The organism is Streptomyces venezuelae ATCC 10712 (genome assembly GCF_008639165.1).
Taxonomy (GTDB): Bacteria; Actinomycetota; Actinomycetes; order Streptomycetales; family Streptomycetaceae; genus Streptomyces; species Streptomyces venezuelae.
The window spans coordinates 6,679,438-6,698,809 of the sequence record NZ_CP029197.1 but is presented as its reverse complement, the minus strand read 5'-3'; the positions used below and the strand labels follow the sequence as shown (position 1 = coordinate 6,698,809).

General features: G+C 74.6%; 10 protein-coding genes. 7 read left to right on the top strand and 3 right to left on the bottom strand.

Annotated features, from left to right (window positions below):
• Nucleotides 1-31: 31 nt before the first annotated feature.
• A complete protein-coding gene (locus DEJ43_RS30770; RefSeq protein WP_015037323.1) occupies nucleotides 32-2,827 on the bottom strand; it encodes an AfsR/SARP family transcriptional regulator in 2,796 nt (931 codons plus the stop codon).
• Between the two features lie 328 nt (nucleotides 2,828-3,155).
• Between DEJ43_RS30770 and DEJ43_RS30765 the strand changes: the two genes are divergently transcribed.
• The 6 genes from DEJ43_RS30765 (at nucleotide 3,156) to DEJ43_RS30740 (ending at nucleotide 13,317) form a co-directional block, all read left to right on the top strand.
• A complete protein-coding gene (locus tag DEJ43_RS30765; RefSeq protein ID WP_015037322.1) occupies nucleotides 3,156-7,058 on the top strand; it encodes a Pls/PosA family non-ribosomal peptide synthetase in 3,903 nt (1,300 codons plus the stop codon).
• 38 nt (nucleotides 7,059-7,096) lie between these two features.
• Nucleotides 7,097-8,503, top strand: a complete 1,407-nt coding sequence (locus tag DEJ43_RS30760; RefSeq protein WP_015037321.1) for a M1 family metallopeptidase — start codon at nucleotides 7,097-7,099, stop codon at nucleotides 8,501-8,503.
• A gap of 206 nt (nucleotides 8,504-8,709) precedes the next feature.
• Entirely contained in the window at nucleotides 8,710-9,240 is a 531-nt protein-coding gene (locus DEJ43_RS30755; protein WP_015037320.1) for a hypothetical protein, read from the top strand.
• Between the two features lie 186 nt (nucleotides 9,241-9,426).
• Nucleotides 9,427-10,644: a cytochrome P450 gene (locus DEJ43_RS30750; RefSeq protein ID WP_041663074.1), complete on the top strand. Its 1,218-nt coding sequence runs from the start codon at nucleotides 9,427-9,429 to the stop codon at nucleotides 10,642-10,644.
• A gap of 4 nt (nucleotides 10,645-10,648) precedes the next feature.
• Complete coding sequence (locus tag DEJ43_RS30745) at nucleotides 10,649-10,870, top strand: ferredoxin (RefSeq protein WP_015037318.1); 222 nt, start codon at nucleotides 10,649-10,651, stop codon at nucleotides 10,868-10,870.
• Between the two features lie 194 nt (nucleotides 10,871-11,064).
• Nucleotides 11,065-13,317, top strand: coding sequence for an MMPL family transporter (locus tag DEJ43_RS30740; RefSeq protein WP_015037317.1), 2,253 nt, complete (start codon nucleotides 11,065-11,067; stop codon nucleotides 13,315-13,317).
• Between the two features lie 111 nt (nucleotides 13,318-13,428).
• Here DEJ43_RS30740 and DEJ43_RS30735 read toward each other — a convergent pair whose 3' ends face one another.
• A complete protein-coding gene (locus DEJ43_RS30735) occupies nucleotides 13,429-14,916 on the bottom strand; it encodes an MFS transporter (protein ID WP_015037316.1) in 1,488 nt (495 codons plus the stop codon).
• A 199-nt stretch (nucleotides 14,917-15,115) separates the two neighbouring features.
• Here DEJ43_RS30735 and DEJ43_RS30730 point away from each other — a divergent pair, with 199 nt between their 5' ends.
• Nucleotides 15,116-15,556, top strand: coding sequence for a MarR family winged helix-turn-helix transcriptional regulator (locus tag DEJ43_RS30730; protein ID WP_015037315.1), 441 nt, complete (start codon nucleotides 15,116-15,118; stop codon nucleotides 15,554-15,556).
• Between the two features lie 19 nt (nucleotides 15,557-15,575).
• Here the strand turns inward: DEJ43_RS30730 and DEJ43_RS30725 are convergent, their stop codons facing one another.
• The gene (locus tag DEJ43_RS30725) at nucleotides 15,576-19,307 is read right to left on the bottom strand and encodes a TIR domain-containing protein (protein WP_015037314.1); all 3,732 of its coding nucleotides are present in this window, start codon (nucleotides 19,305-19,307) and stop codon (nucleotides 15,576-15,578) included.
• Between the last annotated feature and the right edge of the window lie 65 nt (nucleotides 19,308-19,372).

The window sequence follows — 19,372 nt, the reverse complement described above, 5'->3', positions numbered from 1 at the left end:
GCGACGGGGGTCGGGGGCGCCCGGGCGGCGGCTACGCGTCGCCGAGCGCCTCCAGGCGGCCGCGGACGTCGTCGGCCTCGGCGGCGCGGTCCTGGGACCGGTACAGCTCAAGGGCCCTGAGCCAGGCGTCGCGCGCGTCCGCGTCCTGCCCCAGGGCGCGGTGGGTGTCACCGGCGTGGGCGAGGGTGTCGGCCTCGTTGGCGGTGTCGTGGACCTCCCGGAACAGTTCCAGGGCCTGCCCGTAGTGGTCCAGGGCGTCGCGGTACCGGCCGGTCCGGTGGGCTATGTAGCCCAGGCTGTCCAGGGTCGACGCGCCGTGGGCCGGCAGGCCCTCCGCGCGGAACAGCGCGAGGGCCCGCTCGCAGTGGGCGCGTGCCTCCGTGTGCCGGCCGAGCCGGGCGTGCATCCAGCCGACCGCGTTGAGCTGGTTCGCCTGCCAGAGCGGATGGTCGACCTCCTGGTACAGGCGCAGCGCGTGCGTCGCGTGGTCGAGGGCGCGCTCGTCGTCGCCCCGCTCCTCCCAGACGCGCCCGAGGGTGCGGTAGATGTGGGCCCGCGCCGCGAGGTCGTCGCTCCGCTCCGCCAGGGCGAGGGCGCGGTGCAGGTGGTCGAGGGCCCTCGGGTGGTCGCCGGCCCGGGCGTCGGCGAATCCCAGGCGCCAGTGGGCGAGCGTCCGCGCGCCGTCGCCGTCGTGTTCGGCCGCGGCCAGGGCGGCCCGCCACACCGTGCCGTACTCCTGCAGCCGGTGTCCGCCCAGGTGGTAGGAGATGAGCGTCCACGCCAGCTGCCAGACGACCCGGTGCCGTCCGAGGGCGGCGGCCTGCGACTGGGCGGCCAGCAGGCACTCGTGCTCGTCGTGGAACCACCGGAGCGCCGCCGCGGTGTCGTCGGGGGTGACGGGGCGGCTGCCGGCGGCGGGAGGTTCCGGTTCGGGCCGGAACGGCGTGTACGGGCCGTCCAGCAGGAGGTTGGCGGCGAACGCGGTGTGGAGGTAGTGGTCGAGGAGCCGGGCCCGGGCCGACGCGGCCTGCTCGGCGGGCAGGCCGTCGGCGAGCTCGGTCGCGTACAGGCGGACGAGGTCGTGCATCCGGTACCGCCCCGGGCGGTGCTGCCGCAGGAGGTGCGCGCCCTCCAGTTCGGTCAGCAGCACGCGGGTCCCGGCCGGCGGGAGTCCCGCGAGGCCGGCGGCGGCCGCGAGGCCGAGGTCCGGGCCCTGCGCCAGGCCGAGGAGGGAGAACAGCCGGGCCGCGTCGGGGGTGAGGGCCCGGTGGGAGGCGGCGAGGACGGCGCGCACGTTCACCGCCACGTCTCCGGGGTCGAGCGCGGTGAGGCGGTCGGCGGCCCTGACGAGTTCCTCGGCGAGGACGGCGAGCCGGAAGTCGGGGTACAGGGCGGCGCGGGCGGCCACGATGCCGAGGGCGAGCGGCAGACCGGCGCAGTGCTCCACGATCGCGGCGACGGCCGCGGGCTCCGCGGAGGTGCGCTCGGCACCCAGCCGGCCCTCCAGGAGTGCGTACGCCTCCGCGGGGCTGAGGACGTCCACCGGCAGCAGCCGGGCGCCGTGCGCGGCCACCAGCGCGGACAGGCGGTTGCGGCTGGTGACGAGCACCGTGCAGGAGGCGCTGCCGGGCAGCAGCGGGCGTACCTGTTCGGCGTCGCGGACGTCGTCCAGGACGACCAGCACGCGCCGGTCCGCGAGCAGGCTCCGGTACAGGGCGGACTGGGCCCCGGGGTCGGTGGGCACGCGGTCGCGGGCGACGCCGAGGGCTTCCAGAAAGCCGCGCAGGGCCACGTGCGGGGGCAGCGGCGGGGTGCTGGGGTCGAAGCCGTACAGGTTGGCGTACAGCTGCCCGTCGGGGAACCGCTGGATGTTCCGGTCGGCCCACTGGGCGGCCAGCCAGCTCTTGCCGACGCCGCCGGGGCCGCAGATCACCGAGAGCGCCAGGGTGCCTTCCGGCCGGTCCGCGAGGGACTTGGTGAGCTGTCCCAGCTCCTCGTCGCGGCCGGTGAACAGGGCGGGCGGGGCAGGGAGTTGACGCGGCACCGGGGTGGGGTTCGCGGGGGCCGCCCGGACGGGGGCGGCGAGGGAGGCGTCGGCGGCGAGGATGCGTCGCTGCAGTTCCCGGAGCGGCGGGCCCGGATCGATCCCGAGTTCTTCGGCGAGGGCGCGGCGGGTCCGCCGGTACTGCCGCAGCGCGTCGGCCGGGCGTCCGGAGTGGTGGAGGGCGAGCATGAGCTGGCCGGCCACGCGTTCGTCCAGGGGGTGGGCGGTGGCGTGCGCGGTGAGGCCGGGGAGGACGTGCGCGTGGTGACCGTGGCGCAGGGCGATGTCGTTGCGGTCGAGTTCGGCGGTGAAGCGCTCGTGGTGGAGGGTCTCGCGGAGGGCGGTGAACCAGGGCGTGTCCAGGGCGCCGAAGGCCGGTCCTCGCCATAACCGGAGGGCCTGGTCGAGCAGGTCGGCCGCGCCGTCGTCGTCCGGGCTCCGGCGGGCCTTTGCGACGAGCTCGCGGAACAGGTGCAGGTCGATCTCCGACGCCTCGCCGGCCAGCCGGTACCCGCCGGCTTCGCGGCGGATCCGGACTCCGTCGCCGTCGGCCGGCTCCAGGGCCTGGCGCAGCCGGGAGACGTAGCTGTAGAGCGTGGGGCGCCACCGCTGGGGCGGCCGCTCGCCCCAGACGCGGTCGCCGAGCCGGTCGACGGAGACGGTGCGGCCGGCGTCGACGAGCAGCGCGGCCAGTACGGACCGCTGGCGTGGGTGCCCGAGCCCGACGGGCCTGCCGTCGACGCGCGCCTCGATCTCGCCGAGTACTGCGAACTGTGTCCTCACCGCATCCCGCTCCGAAAGCCGCGCCCCAGTGATCGTTTCATCCCACTGTGACGCAGGCCTTCGTGAACCTTTCGCGGTTTGCCGCTAGTTGACCGGAAGCGACCGGCCCGCCGGTCCCGCACCGATCCTTCACGGACCCGTCGTCCCGCCGATCCGCCGAACGGCCCCCCATTACCGCCCCGAACCGGCCACGCGCAAGACATTCGCGGGAGAAACCGGGGGGTCGCACTAGACTGGCGGGCTGTGTTGGCGCCGGAACGGAACAACCTGGGCAGACCCGGGCTCCGCCGGCGACCCGGACGTTGCCGGGAACGAGACGCGAGGTCCGATGGCAGCCACACCTGAGCGCGGTGAGACCACTCTGCTCGACGACGGGGCCACGCGGGAGGAGTCCGGCAAGGCGGCCCGGTTCACCGCAGGACCCGCCGCCCCCGTGCGCACCCTCGTCGACGTCTTCGAGGCCTCCGTCCGGGACCACCCCGACGAGCTCGCCCTGGACGACGGCACCGCTCGGCTGACCTACCGGGCGCTGGCCGCCGAGGTCGAGCGGCGGCGCCGCGCCCTCGCCGCCGCCGGGGTGGGCCTCGGCGACCGGGTCGGCGTCCGGGTCCCCTCCGGGACGAACGAGCTGTACGTGGCCGTCCTCGCCGTCCTCGCCGCGGGCGCCGCCTATGTGCCGGTCGACGCCGAGGACCCCGACGAGCGCGCCGAACTGGTCTTCGGCGAGGCCGGGGTGCGGGCCGTGGTCGGCGCCGGGCAGCGGATCGACGCCACCGGCCGGGACGGGGAGGGCGCGCCCGCCGCGCGGCCCGGCCCCGAGCACGACGCCTGGATCATCTTCACCTCCGGCTCGACGGGCCGGCCCAAGGGCGTCGCCGTCAGCCACCGCAGCGCCGCCGCCTTCGTGGACGCCGAGGCCGCGCTCTTCCTCGTCGACGAGCCGATCGGCCCCGGCGACCGCGTCATGGCGGGCCTCTCCGTCGCCTTCGACGCCTCCTGCGAGGAGATGTGGCTCGCCTGGCGCCACGGCGCCTGCCTCGTCCCCGTACCCCGCTCGCAGGTGCGCAGCGGCGCCGACCTCGGGCCGTGGCTGGTCGAGCAGGAGATCACCGTGGTCTCCACGGTGCCGACCCTCGCCGCGCTGTGGGAGCCGGAGGCCCTGGCCGAGGTCCGGCTGCTGATCTTCGGCGGCGAGGCCTGCCCGCCCGAACTGACCCAGCGTCTGGTCACCGAGGGCCGCGAGGTGTGGAACACGTACGGCCCGACCGAGGCCACCGTCGTCGCCTGCGCCTCCCTCCTGACCGGCGAGGAGCCGATCAGGATCGGCCTCCCGCTGAACGGCTGGGAGCTGGCCGTCGTCGACGAGTCCGGCGAGCCCGTGCCGATGGGCGGCAGCGGCCAGCTGGTGATCGGCGGCGTCGGCCTCGCCCGCTACCTCGACCCGGAGAAGGACGCCGAGAAGTACGCCCCGCTGGAGTCGCTCGGCTGGGAGCGCGCGTACCGCAGCGGCGATCTCGTCCGCGCCGAGCCCGAGGGCCTGGTCTTCCTCGGCCGCGGCGACGAGCAGATCAAGCTCGGCGGCCGCCGCATCGAACTGGGCGAGGTGGACTCCGCCCTCCAGGCCCTGCCGGGCGTCGCCGGAGCGGCCGCCGCCGTCCGGACCGCGCGCGGCGGCAACCAGCTGCTCGTCGGCTATCTCGTCACCCAGGACGGCTGGGACCACGCGACCGCGGTCGAGCGGCTGCGCGCCGAACTCCCCGCCGCCCTCGTACCGCTGCTGGCGCCGGTCGCCGAGCTGCCGACCCGCACCTCGGGGAAGGTCGACCGGGACGCGCTGCCCTGGCCCCTGCCCGATCTGGAGACCGCGGGCCCCGCCGAGCAGCTGTACGGCACCGAGGCCTGGCTCGCCGAGCAGTGGGCCGAGACCCTCGGTGTGGCCGTCACCGGCGCCGCCGACGACTTCTTCGCCATCGGCGGCAACAGCCTCGCCGCCGCCCAGCTCACCACCCGGCTGCGCACCCGCTATCCGAGCGCGGCCGTCGTCGACATCTACCAGCAGCCCACCCTGCGCAAGCTGGCCCGGCGCCTGGAGAGGTCCGTCCAGGACGACGGGGCCGTACGGACCGTCGCACCGGTGCCGTTCCGGACGAAACTCCTCCAGAGCGTCCTGCTGCTCCCCCTGCTCACCGTGGTCGGGCTGCGCTGGACGGTGGCGCTGCTCGCCCTGGGCAACGTCCTGCACCGGTTCGGGGCGTACCCGTGGGCGCCGACCGCCTCGTGGTGGCTCGTCGCCGCCGGCGCGGCGCTGCTCTTCAGCCCGCCCGGCCGGCTCGCGATCGCGGCGGGCGGCGCCCGGCTGCTGCTGCGCGGGGTGAAGGCGGGCCGCCATCCGCGCGGCGGCAGCGTCCATCTGCGGCTGTGGACGGCCGAGCGGCTCGCCGAGTGCGTCGGCGCGACCTCGCTCACCGGTGCCTGGCTGGAACGTTACGCCCGGGCGCTGGGCGCCAAGGTCGGCCCCGAGGTGGACCTGCACGCGCTGCCGCCGGTCACCGGCATGCTCAAGCTCGGCCGTGGCTGCGCCGTGGAGTCCGAGGTGGACCTGTCCGGCTACTGGCTGGACGGCGACCGGCTGGAGATCGGGCCGGTCAAGGTCGGCGCGGGCGCGGTGGTCGGCACCCGCAGCATGCTGTTCCCCGGCGCGCGGGTCGGCAAGCGGGCCGAGGTGGCGCCCGGTTCCGCCGTGGCCGGACAGATCCCGACCGGCCAGCGCTGGGCCGGAGCCCCCGCGGGCAAGCTCGGCAAGGCCAAGCGGAACTGGCCCAAGGAGCGGCCGGCGCGCAGGGTCCGCTGGCGGGCCGTCTACGGTGCGACCGGATTCCTGCTCACCGCGCTGCCGGTGCTCGCGGCGCTGCCCGCGCTGCTGGTCGCGAGCCGCTTCGTGCCCGCCGGCGCCGGGCTCGCCGAGGCGCTGCGGGGCGCGCTGCTCGCCGTGGTGCCCGGGGCGCTCGCGTACGGCTTCGCGTACGCGGCGCTCGTCCTGGTCTCCGTACGGCTGCTGAGCCTCGGTCTGCGCACCGGCAGCCACCCCGCGCACAGCAGGGTCGCCTGGCAGGCGTGGACGGTGACGCAACTGATGGACCTGGCACGGGAGACGCTCTTCCCGCTGTACGCCGGGCTGATCACCCCGGTGTGGCTGCGGCTGCTGGGGATGCGGATCGGCCGGGGCGCCGAGGTGTCGACGGTGCTCGCGCTGCCGAGCCTGACGACCGTCGGCGAGGGCGCGTTCCTCGCCGACGACACGCTGACCGCCCCGTACGAGCTGGGCGGCGGCTGGGTGCGCATCGGGCACTCCGAGATCGGCCGCCGGGCCTTCCTCGGCAACTCCGGGATGACCGCGCCGGGCCGTACGGTGCCGGACGACGGTCTGGTCGGCGTGCTGTCCGCGACGCCGAAGAAGGCGAAGAAGGGCAGCTCGTATCTGGGCCTGCCGCCGGTCAGGCTGCCCCGGTCCGCCGCCGACACCGACGGCAGCAGGACGTACGAACCGCCCGCGCGGCTGCTGTGGGCGCGCGGACTCGTGGAGCTGTTCCGGCTCGTCCCGGTGTTCTGCTCGGCCGCCCTCGCCGTCCTGACGGTGGCGGCCCTGTGCGCCCTCGCCGCCGCCGGCCGGGGGGCCGGGGTCGCGGCGCTGCTGTCCGGCGCCGTGCTGCTCGCGGCCGGCGCCGCCGCGTGCCTGGTCTCGGTGGCGGCCAAGTGGCTGCTCGTCGGCCGGCACCGGACGGGCGAACACCCGCTGTGGAGCGGCTTCGTGTGGCGCAACGAGCTGGCCGACACGTTCGTCGAGGTCCTCGCCGTGCCGTGGCTGATCGGCGCGGTGCCCGGCACGCCGGTCATGTCCCTGTGGCTGCGCGGTCTCGGGGCGCGGATCGGCCGGGGCGTGTGGTGCGAGAGCTACTGGCTGCCCGAGGCCGACCTGGTCGTCCTCGGTGACGCGGTCAGCGTGAACCGGGGCTGTGTGTTGCAGACACACCTCTTCCACGACCGGATCTTGAGGACGGATACTGTGGTCCTCCGCGAGGGCGCCACGCTGGGCCCGGGCGGAATCGTCCTGCCCGGCAGTTCGGTCGGGGCCCGCAGCACGCTGGGGCCCGCGTCTCTCGTGATGGCCGGGGAATCGGTCCCCGCCGACACCCGCTGGCTGGGCAATCCGATCGAGGCGTGGCGGGCCTGAACGGGCCGCGCGAGCACAGCACAGGGCAGGGAGCGGCAGTGGGCGGCGAGCGGACAACGGCGACGGACCCGTACTTCCCGGACCACGGCGACTCCCGTTACCGAGTGCACCGGTACGAACTCGCCCTGGAGTACCGTCCCGGCCCCAACCGGCTCGCGGGGACGGCCCGGCTCAGCGCGATCGCCGGCCGGGCGCCGCTCAGCGAGTTCCACCTCAACCTCTCCGATTTCAGGGTCGGCCGGATCCTCGTGGACGGCCGGGCGCCGCACTACACCCACCGCGGCGGCAGGCTCCGGGTCCGCCCGGCCAAGCCGCTGCCCGCCGGCGCCGCCTTCACCGTGGAGGTGCACTACGCGGGCAACCCCAGGCCGGTGCGCAGCCCGTGGGGCGGGCTCGGCTGGGAGGAGCTGACCGACGGAGCGCTGGTGGCCAGCCAGCCCGTCGGCGCGCCCTCCTGGTACCCGTGCAACGACCGGCCCGCCGACAAGGCCTCGTACCAGATCTCGGTCAACACCCCCTCCGCGTACACCGTGGTGGCGGGCGGGCGGCTGCTGACCCGGACGACCAAGGCCAGCACGACCACATGGGTGTACGAGCAGTCCGCGCCCACCTCCAGCTACCTGGTCGGCCTCTCGATCGGCATGTACCAGACGGTGCTGCTCGGCGACCCGGGGCTCGGCGGGGTGCCGCAGAGCGCCCACGTACCGGCGCACCTCCTGCCGCGCTTCTCCCGCGACTTCGCCCGGCAGCCCGCCATGATGCAGCTGTTCGAGGAGCTCTTCGGGCCGTACCCGTTCGGCGAGTACGCGGTGGTCGTCGCCGACGAGGAGCTCGACGTCCCGGTGGAGGCCCAGGGGCTCTCCCTCTTCGGCGCCAACCACGTCGACGGGGCGCGCGGCTCCGAGCGGCTCGTCGCCCACGAGCTGGCGCACCAGTGGTTCGGGAACAGCGTGACCATCGCCGACTGGCGGCACATCTGGCTGAACGAGGGGCTCGCCAAGTACGCCGAGTGGCTCTGGTCGGAGCGTTCCGGCGGCCGGGGCGCGCAGGAACTGGCCGCCGCCGCGCACCGGATGCTGTCCGCCCAGCCGCAGGACCTGAAGCTCGCCGACCCCGGCCGCAAGCTGATGTTCGACGACCGGCTGTACGAGCGCGGCGGCCTCACCGTGCACGCGATCCGCTGCGCTCTCGGCGACCGCGCGTTCTTCCGCATGCTGCGCGACTGGGCGACGGTGCACCGCCACGGCGTGGTGACCACGGCGGTCTTCGCCGCGCACGTGGCCCGCTACGCGGACGAGCCGGTGGCCGAGCTCCTCTCGGCCTGGCTGCACCAGCCGTCCCTGCCGCCGCTGCCGTCACCGCAGGGTTCGCCGTCGATACCGCAGCGCCCAACGTATCCGCCGACGAACGGCGGCGGCGGGGGGCGGGGGCAGGCCTCGGCGTAGGGGCGCTTCCGCCCGCCGGCCGGCGGTGCACGCGGATCGCGTCGGCGTGCGGGTGGCTCGCCGGGTCGCGCCCCCAGCCCCGCCATGACCCGCCCAGCACATCCAGCACGCCAGTTCACGCCATCTGGCGCCACATTGCGCCACGTGATGCCATCTGGCGCCATGATGGCTTGCGATGGCGCCACATTGGTGTCACTATCGTGCACATGGACCTGACCCCGTACGTCGAACACCTCCGCGGCGAACTCACGGCCGCCGCCGACGCCGGCGGGGACGAGGCCCGCGCCCTGGCCGTACGGCTGACCGCCCCACTGGAGTCGGCCGCCCGGCTGACCCTGCTCGACGCGCTGTCGGCCGCGTCGGCGGAGATCACCCGCGAACTGGCCCCGGGGTCGGTGGACATGCGACTGCGGGGACTGGACCCCGAGTTCGTGGTGACGCCCCCGCAGCCGTCCGGCACGGACACGGCCACACCGCTGGCACCGCTGGCGCCATCCATGGCGCCACTGGCACCACTCCCGGGCGACGGTGACGAGGGCGGCACGGCCCGCATCAACTTCCGGCTCCCCACCCACCTCAAGGCCCGGGTGGACGACGCGGCGGGCCAGGAGGGCCTGTCGACCAACGCCTGGCTCGTACGGGCGGCGGCCCGGGCCCTCGAACCGGGCGACGGCACGCCCCGCCCCGCCGGCCCGGCCACCCGGGACGGCCTGAGCATCCGGGGCTGGGCCCGCTAGCCCCGGACCGAGACCGGCGGGGCTCCGGCCCCCCTTCACCCTTCACCCCACACCCACGCTCCCCCTGCGCCGACACCCATGAGGGCCAGGAGGACGGCACCGCCATGCCTCGACCCGGCGACCGCCCTCCGGCCCCGCCCCGGCCCGGCGTACAACCCGGCCGGGCTTCTCATCACGGAGGACAACGTGCAGAACGAACAGACCCCTGCCACCGCACCCGTCACGCTTCCCACCGGGCGAGCCGCCGGCTGCCCCTTCGACCCGCCCGCCGGACTCGCCGAGGTCCGCGCCACCGGCCCGCTGGCCCGGATGACGTACCCCGACGGACACATCGGCTGGCTGGCCACCGGCCACGCCGCGGTGCGCTCCGTCCTGGGCGACCCCCGGTTCAGCTCGCGGTACGAGCTGATGCACTACCCCTTCCCCGGCGGCCCCGAGGGCCCGCCGGCACCCGCCCCCGTCGGCGACATGACCGGGATGGACGCACCCGAGCACACCCGCTTCCGGCGGCTGCTCACCGGCAAGTTCACCGTCCGCCGGATGCGGCAGCTCACCGACCGGGTCGCGGAGCTCACCGCCGGGCACCTGGACGCGATGGAGCGCGGCGGCCCGGGCGTCGACCTGGTCGAGGCCTTCGCACGACCGCTGCCCGCGCTGATGATCTGCGAGCTGCTCGGCGTGCCGTACGCGGACCGCGAGCGCTTCCAGGAGCACGCTCAGACGATCATGTCGATGGACGTGTCGCCCGAGGAGATGGAGGCCGCGTTCACCGCGTTCCTCGGGTACATGGCGGAGCTGGTCGCGGCCAAGCGGGCCGAGCCCTCCGACGACCTGCTCGGCGACCTGGCCCAGGACTCCGACCTCACCGACGAGGAACTCGTCGGCGTCGGAGGCTTCCTGCTCGCCGCCGGCCTCGACACCACCGCCAACATGATCGCCCACGGAACGTTCGCGCTCCTCACCCACCCGGAACAGGCGGACGCGCTGCGCGCGGACCCGGCCCTTGCCCCGGGCGCCGTGGAGGAGCTGATGCGCTATCTGACCGTCGCCCACACCGGAGTGCGGACCGCCCTGGAGGACGTCGAGGTGGAAGGCGTGCTCATCAGGGCGGGCGAGAGCGTCACCCTCTCCCTTGAGGCCGCCAACCGGGACCCGGAGCGGTTCCCCGACCCCGACACCCTCGACGTACACCGCAAGGCCACGGGGCACCTGGGCTTCGGGCACGGCATCCACCAGTGCCTGGGCCAGCAACTGGCCCGCGTCGAGATGACGGTGGCCCTGCCCGCGCTGCTGAGGCGGTTCCCCACGCTGCGGCTCGACGTGCCGGCCGAGGAGGTGCCGCTGCGGACCGAGATGAACGTGTACGGCGTGCACCGGCTGCCCGTCACCTGGGACGAGGTCTGATCCCGTGGACGTACGAGTCGACCGCGCGCGCTGTCTCGGGGCCGGGATGTGCGCCCTGACCGCCCCTCAGGTCTTCGACCAGGACCAGGAGGAGGGCCTGGTCACCCTCCTCGCCGCCCGCCCGGCGCGGGAGCAGCACGCGGCGGTGCGCGTGGCGGCCGGGGTGTGCCCGGCGTCGGCCATCACGGTCACGGCCGCCGCCGAGGACACCGACCCGGCCGTCTGAGGACGCCGGATCCCCCCACCGCCCCCGCACGCACGCCCCGCGCGGGGCCCCATCGGACCGCCGGCCCCGCGCGGTGCGACCACCCACGGACCGCCGGCCCCGCGCGGGGCCACCCACCGCCCCCGCACGCACGCCCTGCGCGGGGCCACCCACCGACCCACGCCCGCCACCCTCACCGACAGGATTCCTCCACCGTGGCCACCTTCCTCTCCGCACTGGGCCGCTTCGCCTTCCGAAGGCGGGGCCTGGTCGTCCTGCTGTGGTTCCTCGCCCTCGTGGGCGCGGGATTCGCGGCCTCCACCGCCGCCGCCCCGCCCGCCGACACCTTCTCGATGCCCGGCACGGAGTCGCAGAAGGCCTTCGACCTCCTCCGGGACAGGTTCCCCGCCGCCCGGGCGGACGGCGCCGCCGCCCGCGTCGTCGTCCGGGCTCCCGGCACCGAGAAGATCACCGACCCGGCCCGCAGGGCGCAGGTCGACCGGCTCGTGGCCGACCTGGGGAAGTCCCCCCAAGTCGCGTCCGTGGCCGACCCGTTCAAGGCGAACGCCGTGAGCGGTGACCGGACGACCACGTACGCCTACGTCACGTACGAGGCGGCGGCCACCGAGCTGACGGACGCGGCGCACCAGGGCCTCGACGAAGCGATGGAGCGGGCCAGGGACGCGGGGCTCGTCGTCGAGGCGGGCGGCGACGCCGTCAAGATCGAGCAGACGATGAGCGGCACCGGCGAGAAGGCCGGCATCCTCGTCTCCGCCGTGGTCCTGGTGCTCACCTTCGGCTCGCTGGTGGCCGCCGGGATGCCGCTGCTGACGGCGCTGATCGGCGTCGGGATCGGCATCAGCGCCATCACCGCGCTGGGAAGCACCTTCGGTCTGTCGTCCACGACGTCGACGCTCGCGATGATGATCGGCCTCGCCGTCGGCATCGACTACGCCCTGTTCATCGTGTCCCGCTACCGCTCCGAGATCACCGAGGGACGCGAGCGGGCGGAGGCCGCAGGACGGGCGGTGGGAACGGCGGGCTCGGCCGTCGTCTTCGCCGGGCTCACCGTGATCATCGCACTGGCGGGCCTCGCGGTGGTCGACGTCCCGATGCTCACCAAGATGGGCCTCACCGCGGCCGGTACGGTCGCCGTGGCCGTCCTCGTGGCGATCACGTTCGTACCGGCGCTGCTCGGTTTCGCGCCCGTCAGGGTGCTGGCCCGCGCGGACCGCAAGCGACACCTGGGCAAGCCGCTGTCGCGGCGTCAGCAGCGGCGGGCGGCCCGGCGCGAGGCGCGCCGCAGGCCCAACCTGGGGGCCCGCTGGGCCGGTTTCGTCCTGCGGCACCCGGTGGCCGTCCTGCTCGTCGGCGTCATGAGCCTGGGCGCGGTCGCGGTCCCGGCCGCGAGTCTCGAACTCGGGCTGCCGAGCGAGGGGTCGATGGCCCCGCACACCACCCAGCGCAAGGCGTACGACCTGCTGTCCGGCTCGTTCGGACCGGGCTTCAACGGGCCGCTGACGGTCACCGTCGAGGCGAAGGACGCGAAGGCCGCGGCCGAGCGGCTGCGCACGGAGCTGGAGCGGGTCGACGGGGTCGCGGCCGTGTCCCCCGCCACCACGAACCCGGCGGGAGACACCGCCGTCCTCACGGTCGTCCCGAGGACGGGTCCGGCCGACACGGCGACCGAGGAGCTGGTGCGCACCCTGCGGGGTGCGGCGGGCGGCCTGGAGTCCCGTACGGGCGCCGCGGAGATCCTGGTCGCCGGGCAGACCGCGATGTTCATCGACTTCTCGCGGACCCTGGACGACGCGCTGCTGCCGTACCTCGGCCTGGTCGTCGGCCTGGCGTTCCTCCTCCTGATGCTGGTCTTCCGCTCCGTGCTCGTCCCGCTCAAGGCCGCCCTGGGCTTCCTGCTGTCGGTGAGCGCGGCCCTCGGCGCCGTCGTCGCGGTGTTCCAGTGGGGGTGGCTGGCGGACCTGTTCGGCGTCGACCAGCCTGGGCCTGTGATGAGCACCCTGCCGATCTTCATGATCGGCGTGGTCTTCGGCCTGGCGATGGACTACGAGGTCTTCCTGGTCTCCCGGATGCGTGAGGCGCACGTCCACGGCGCCCGCCCGGGCGAGGCGGTCGTCACCGGCTTCCGGTACGGCGGCCGGGTGGTCGGCGCGGCGGCGATCATCATGACGAGCGTCTTCGCCGGCTTCGTCCTGGAGGACGACGACTTCGTGAAGATGATCGGCTTCGGCCTGGCCACGGCGGTCCTCTTCGACGCCTTCGTGGTCCGCATGGTCATCGTGCCCGCCCTCTTCGGCCTCCTCGGCAAGGCGGCCTGGTGGTTCCCGACGTGGCTGGACCGCCTGCTCCCGAACATCGACGTGGAGGGCGAGAAGCTGTCGGCCCGCCGGCCGGTCCCCGCGGACCCGGAGGCGGATCACCCGCAGCGGGACCACCACTTCGTGGGCTGACCGCCGGGAGCGGCCGACCACCGGGATCGGCGACCACCGAGGTCGAAGGAGGCGAGGGCGGGGCCGGCAATCGGCCCCGCCCTCGCTCCGTGTGCGCTGTCGGCCCGGCCGTCAGGCAGCCGTCGCCTTCTCCGGCGTGGGCGCCGGCTCGGGTGCCGGGGCCGTCACCGGGGCCGGGCGCTTGCGGAGGCCCAGGGCGGCGATGGCGGCCACCAGGGCGAAGGCCGTCGCGCCGGTCCAGAAGGTGAGGGTGAAGCCGGATTCGGCGGGGAGGGCCGGGGCTCCGGCCGGCAGGTGCTCGAGGGTCTTGGAGGCCAGGATCGTGGTGACGACCGCGCTGCCGATCGCACTGCCCGTGGAGCGGGAGATGGAGTTGATGCCGTTGGCGATGCCGCTCTGGTGGTGCGGGACGCTCGCCATGATGACGGCGGGCATCGCCGCGTAACCGAAGCTCACGGCCGCGCCGACGACGACGCCCGCGCCGATCACCGACGCCGTGTGGGCGTGGTCGAGGGCGAGCCAGGCGAAGCCCAGGGCGCCGAGGCCGGCCGCCAGGCCGAGGGCCGTACGCGGGCCCCGGTGGCGGACCAGCTGGCCGCCGATCGGGGAGGCGAGCAGCGAGACGATCGCGCCGGGCAGCAGGAACTCGACGGAGGCGCGCAGGATGGTCGCCCCGAAGCCGTAGCCGGTGAGGGCCTCGGGCATCTGGACGAGGTAGGAGACGCCGAGGAAGTTCGCGAACATGCCGAAGCCGACGAGGACGCCGGCCAGGTTGGCCATCAGGACGGGCCGGTGGACGAACATCTTCATGTCGACGAGGGGCTCGCGGACCTTGAGCTCGGTGAAGACCCAGACGGCCGCCATGACGGCCGCGCCGGCGAAGCTGCCGAGCGTACGGCCGGAGGTCCAGCCCCACTCGTGGCCCTGTGAGATGGGCAGCAGGAGCAGCAGCAGCGTGATGCCGAGGGTGAGCGCGCCGAGGAAGTCGGTGCGTCCGCCGGTCTTGTGGCGGGTGGCCGGGACGAGCAGCACGACGGCGATCAGGGCGAGCGCGGCGAAGCCGGTGGCCATCCAGAAGGCGCTGCGGTAGTCGGCGCCGGAGCCGGAGGTGAGCAGGCCGGTCGCGACGAGCGCGAGACCGCTGCCGAACGCGAGGGTGCCGCTGACCAGCGACATGGCGCCGGGCAGCTTCTGCGGCCTGACCTCCTCGCGGAGGACGGAGAGCGCGAGCGGGAAGATCGCGGTCGCGGCGCCCTGGAGCACGCGGCCGAGGATCAGCAGCGGCAGCGAGGTGGCGAGGGCGGCGACGACGGAGCCGGCGACCATGACGCCGAGGACGGCGACCAGGGTGGGCTTCTTGCCGTGCTGGTCGCCGAAGCGGCCGAGCAGCGGGGTGAAGACGGCGGCGGAGAGCAGGGTGGCGGTGGTCACCCAGCTCACGTTGGCGGTGGAGGTGCCGAGGTCGGTGCGGATCAGGCCGAGGATGGGGACCGGCAGGGTCTGCATCATCGAGACGACCATGGCGGCGAGGCTCAGGGCGAAGACGATGACCGTCTCGCGCCGGGGGTCGGCGGCGGGCGGCGCAGGGGTGTGACTCATGGCAGGTGGGGCCTTTTCAGTGCCTGGGGTTCCGCGCCCGGGGGCTTCGCGGCTTCGTCGCTGCGTGGCCTCGGCGGCGCTGGAGCTTCAGATCTTCGATGTTTGACGTCATCAAGTACTTCGCCGACGGTAGACCGGGATACTTGAGGTGGTCAAGTAAACAATTGATAATGTCAAGCGTTCTGAGTACGCTCGCACCATGAGCGCGACGACCCCCGAGACCCCCACCAAGCTCCAGCTCATGGAGCTGCTCGCCGCCATCGGCACGGCCCAGTGGCGCGATTTCGCGGCCGCCGCGGCCCACCACGGGCTCACCTCCACCCAGGCCAAGGTCCTCGCACAGCTCAACAGCCCGCTGCCGATGCGCGCCCTCGCCACCCTCCTCGTGTGCGACGCGTCCAACGTCACCGGCATCATCGACCGCCTGGAGGCCCGCTCCCTGGTCCGCCGCGAGCCCGACCCCGCCGACCGCCGCGTCAAGAACGTCGTCGCGACCGACGAGGGCCGGGACGTCATCCGCCGCGTCCGCGAGGAGATGCAGGCCACGAGCGGCGCACTCGACACCCTCGACGCGGAGGAGAGCGCCACCCTCCACACCCTCCTCGCCCGCCTGCGCCCGGGCATGGAGAAGAACGCCTGACCCTCGGTCGCCCGGCCCCTCAGCACACCTGCCGGAAGCGCTCCCCCGGGGCCGCTTCCTGCCACTGGTCGGCCGTCATCGGGCCGCCCGTGATCGCACACAACGCCTCGAGCCAGCGGCGCGGACCCACCACGAGCCCCGAGAGCCCGCCGTCGCGGAGCGCGTAGAGCCGGTCACCCGCCCCGGTGAACCCGATGTCACCCGACTCGATCGTCGCTCCCTGGACCGTGATGCTCCGCTCCAGACCCGTGTCCCAGAGCTGGAGCCTCCGGTCGCCGGTGACGGAGGCCAGGGTGCGGCCGTCGGGCGCGACGGCGACGCCCACCGTCCGCTCACCGGAGTCCGGGGCCACCCGGACGATCCGGCGGGCCCGCGGGTCGTACAGGACCAGCGCGGGGTTGCCGGCTCCGACCCCGCCGAGGACGAGCAGACCGTCGGGCGTGAACGCGACGGCGACCGATCGCCCCAGACGGTCTCCCAACGGCTCCCCGGTGGCGGTGTCCCAGACCTGAACCCGCTGGATTCCCCCGCCCACCGCGATCATCGCACCGTCCGGGCTCACCGCCACGGACTCGACGACACCGACCTCCATGTCGGGGCCGAAGCGGGGGCCGCGACGCCAGGAGTCCGTGTGCCAGGTGTACACCGACCGGCCGTGCTCCTCGCCGAGATAGAGCCGCGATCCGTCCGGCGAGAACACGAGCGCGGCGGGCACGATCCGGGGCGACGGAATGCCCTGGCCCGCGAGCACGGTCACCCGGCGGCCATTCGCCGTCTCGAACACCTCCACCTGGGCGTTCCGCTGCCATCCCGCACCCCGTGCCTCCGCGACGGCCAGCAGCGCCCCGTCCGGGGAGAGGGCGACGCGGAACGCGTCCGCAGCGGGGCGCACGGTCCGCAGGAGCCGGCCGTCGGACCGGCGGAGCAGCCGCACCCTGCCGGCCGCGTCGAGGACCGCCAGGGTGTCGCCGCGCGCCGCGATGCCGAAGCCGTACGGCTTCGCGCCCGCCGCGTCGAGACGGGTGAGGAGCCGGCCGGCCGGGCCGCGGTCCCACAGCGTCACCGTGCCGTTCGAACCCGCTCCCGCCATCAGCCGGCCGCGGGCGCCGAGCGCGATGGCGTGACCGGGCAGGTCGGCCTCCCTCCGGCCGGACCGTGCGCTGTAGACGGTGTGTCCCGCCGTCCTCTGGAAGGTCGAGACGGACGAGGTGGCCACGGTGAACCACCTCCCGTCGTCACTGAGGGACACCCGGGGGATGTACCCGCCGACGACGGCCGGGGCGGCGACCGTGCTGAGCCGTTTGCGGGCCCTGAGGTCCCACACCTCGTACCGGCCCCGGTCGGCGGTCCGGCCGACGGCGAGGTAGCGGCCGTCGTGGGTGATCGCCTCGAAGCGCATCTCCTTCCCCACGGTCCACGCGGTGTGCCCGGCGGGGGTCAGCACCCGGATGGTGCCGGCGTCGATCATGACGGGCGCGCCCGACTCGGTGACGCCCACGAGCCGGCCGGCGGGCAGCGGCGTGGGCGCCTTCCCGGGGTCCGTCAGGTGGCCCATCGCGGCGGGCTCGCCGTCCCGCGCGGAGATCACCGTGGCCCTGCCGTACGCGCCGGCGGCCAGCATGTACCCGGGCACCTGGTCGACGAGCGTCCCGGAGTCGATGTCCCACAGCCCTATCCGGTCCGGCGTTCCGGGCGTGCCGGCCGGCTTCACCATCAGGGTCTTCCCGTCCCGGCTCAGATCCGCCCAGGCGAAGACGCCGGTCAACCCGAGGCTCCCCAGGTCCGCCTGCCCGACCTCCTTCGCCGTCCGGGTGTCGACGAGCACGACGACGCTCCCGCGCCTCACCCCGAGCAGACGGCCGTCGGCGCTCATGTCCCCGCCCGCCAGCCGCGTCCCGCTCACGATGCCGCGGGAGCGCATCGCCACGGTGTCCCACACCTGGGCCGTCCCGTCCTCGCGCCAGATGACGAGCACCGACTCGTCCACGCTCAGGGACACATCGGAGACCGGGGCGCCCCCCGCGGGGACCACTCCCCGTACCTTGTCGAACCGGCCGAGCTGCCGGACCAGGGACTCGCGGGCCTCGGCCGTGTCGGCCTGGGTGAAGGCGGCGGCGCTGAGCAGGGCCGCCTGCCGGACGTCTCCCGCGGCGCGTTCGTTCGCCGCGGCGGCCAGTCGACGCGACCCGGCCTCCCTGCGCTGGGCCACGGTCGCGGACTCGCCCGTGACCACGAGCGCGGCAAGGGCCGCGAGGGCGACGCCGACGGAGACCGCGGCGACCCGGAGCCGGCCCGCGCGGCGCCGGGCGGCCGACCGGCTCGCCCTCAGGAACGCGACCTGCTCGTCCGTGAGCGCCACGCGGCCGTCCTCGTCGTCGGGCGCCATGTGCCGCCACGCCTCGGCGACGGCCAGTTCGTGGCCGCGCAGCAGCAGCGCTCCACTGCGGCCGCCGCTGTGCCATTCGTACGCGCGCAGCCCGATCCGGGTGTGGAACGCGGTCCAGCGGTGCCGGCTCTTCACGAAGGAGTGGATGCGCCCCACCCCGGGTGTGAACTGCTCCGGGCGGGTCATCCTCAGGAACTGGTAGTCGGCGAGCGGCTCCCAGCCGTTCTCACGGAGCGCGGCGCCCGCGCCCTGCTCGAGCGAGGGGTCGATGACGACGGGCAGGACGCGCTTGCCCAGGGCGAGCGCGCGCTCGCACTCCAGCCAGCAGTACTTGGACCGCAGCGAGTCCCGGCTGAGGAGCACGATCAGCGCGTCGGAGCCGCGGATGGCCTCGTCGATGCTCTCGCGCCACTTGGCCGACGGTTCGATGTCCAGCCAGTCCACCCACACCTCGCGCAGGGACGCGGCGAGTTCCTCGTGGAGGCGCCGGGCGAAGGCGGCGTCGCGCCGCGAGTAGCTGACGAACACCTTGCCCGTCGTCTCGCGCGGGGGCCCCTGCCCCTGGGCCTCGGACAGTTCCTCGAAGACCCGCCCGGCCAGGGCGGTGCGCGCCACCGTCTCCCGGGCGGCGGCCGCCGCCCCACCGGCGATCAGTCCCGCGCCGGCCGCGAGGACCGGCCAGTACGGACGGTCGTAGGCCACCCCGAAGGGGGTGTCGGCGATCCGGCCGCCGAGGGAGCGGTAGAAGTCCTCCAGGGTGCGCAGTTCGGGGATGAACGACCGGGTGCGGCGGACGAGCGGGACGGTGAGGTACTGAAGGAACCAGGCGGTCACTCCGTAGACGAGGGCTCCGAGCACTCCGTACCAGGCGATGAACAGCTCCGGCCGGCTGGACGCGCCGGCCGCCGCCGAGGGCGGTGCCGGTGCCGGGGGTGGCGGCGCGGCTGGGGCCGCGGCCCGGGGTGGGGCCGGCGGCGCCCACGTCAACGCCCCTGTCCAGCGCAGGAGTACGAGGGCGAGGGCAGCCGGCGGAAGCCAGTACACGGGCTGTCGCGTCAGCGGGTGGTGCAACCAGAACACGCCGCCCGCGAGGACGCCCGTCACGACGACCAGCAGGGCCCGCTCCGGATCCACCAGCCTCCGCCACCGCACCGACGGCCGCCGAAGGCCGACGGCGCCGTACCGCGCCCGGTGCGCCCGGTGCGCCCGCAGCAGTCGGCGTTCCCTCAGCGGCTCGAAGGGGACGAACACGGCCGCGGGGACGGCCAGTCCCGCGAGAGCGAACAGCGGTCCGACGAGCGGCACGCACAGGGCCCAGGCCAGCAGGCACGAGACCAGCCACCACAGACGTCGACGCACAGTCATTCGTGACTCCGTCCCCCCACGGGCATCGCCTGTCCCAGGGTAGACACTTCCGACCGTTTTGAACT

Bases quoted from the DNA above. Each gene is read 5' to 3' on its own strand.
- DEJ43_RS30735 (WP_015037316.1), bottom strand. From the start codon at position 14,916: ATGAGTCACACCCCTGCGCCGCCCGCCGCCGACCCCCGGCGCGAGACG.
- DEJ43_RS30730 (WP_015037315.1), top strand. From the start codon at position 15,116: ATGAGCGCGACGACCCCCGAGACCCCCACCAAGCTCCAGCTCATGGAG.
- DEJ43_RS30725 (WP_015037314.1), bottom strand. From the start codon at position 19,307: ATGACTGTGCGTCGACGTCTGTGGTGGCTGGTCTCGTGCCTGCTGGCC.
- DEJ43_RS30755 (WP_015037320.1), top strand. From the start codon at position 8,710: ATGGACCTGACCCCGTACGTCGAACACCTCCGCGGCGAACTCACGGCC.
- DEJ43_RS30765 (WP_015037322.1), top strand. From the start codon at position 3,156: ATGGCAGCCACACCTGAGCGCGGTGAGACCACTCTGCTCGACGACGGG.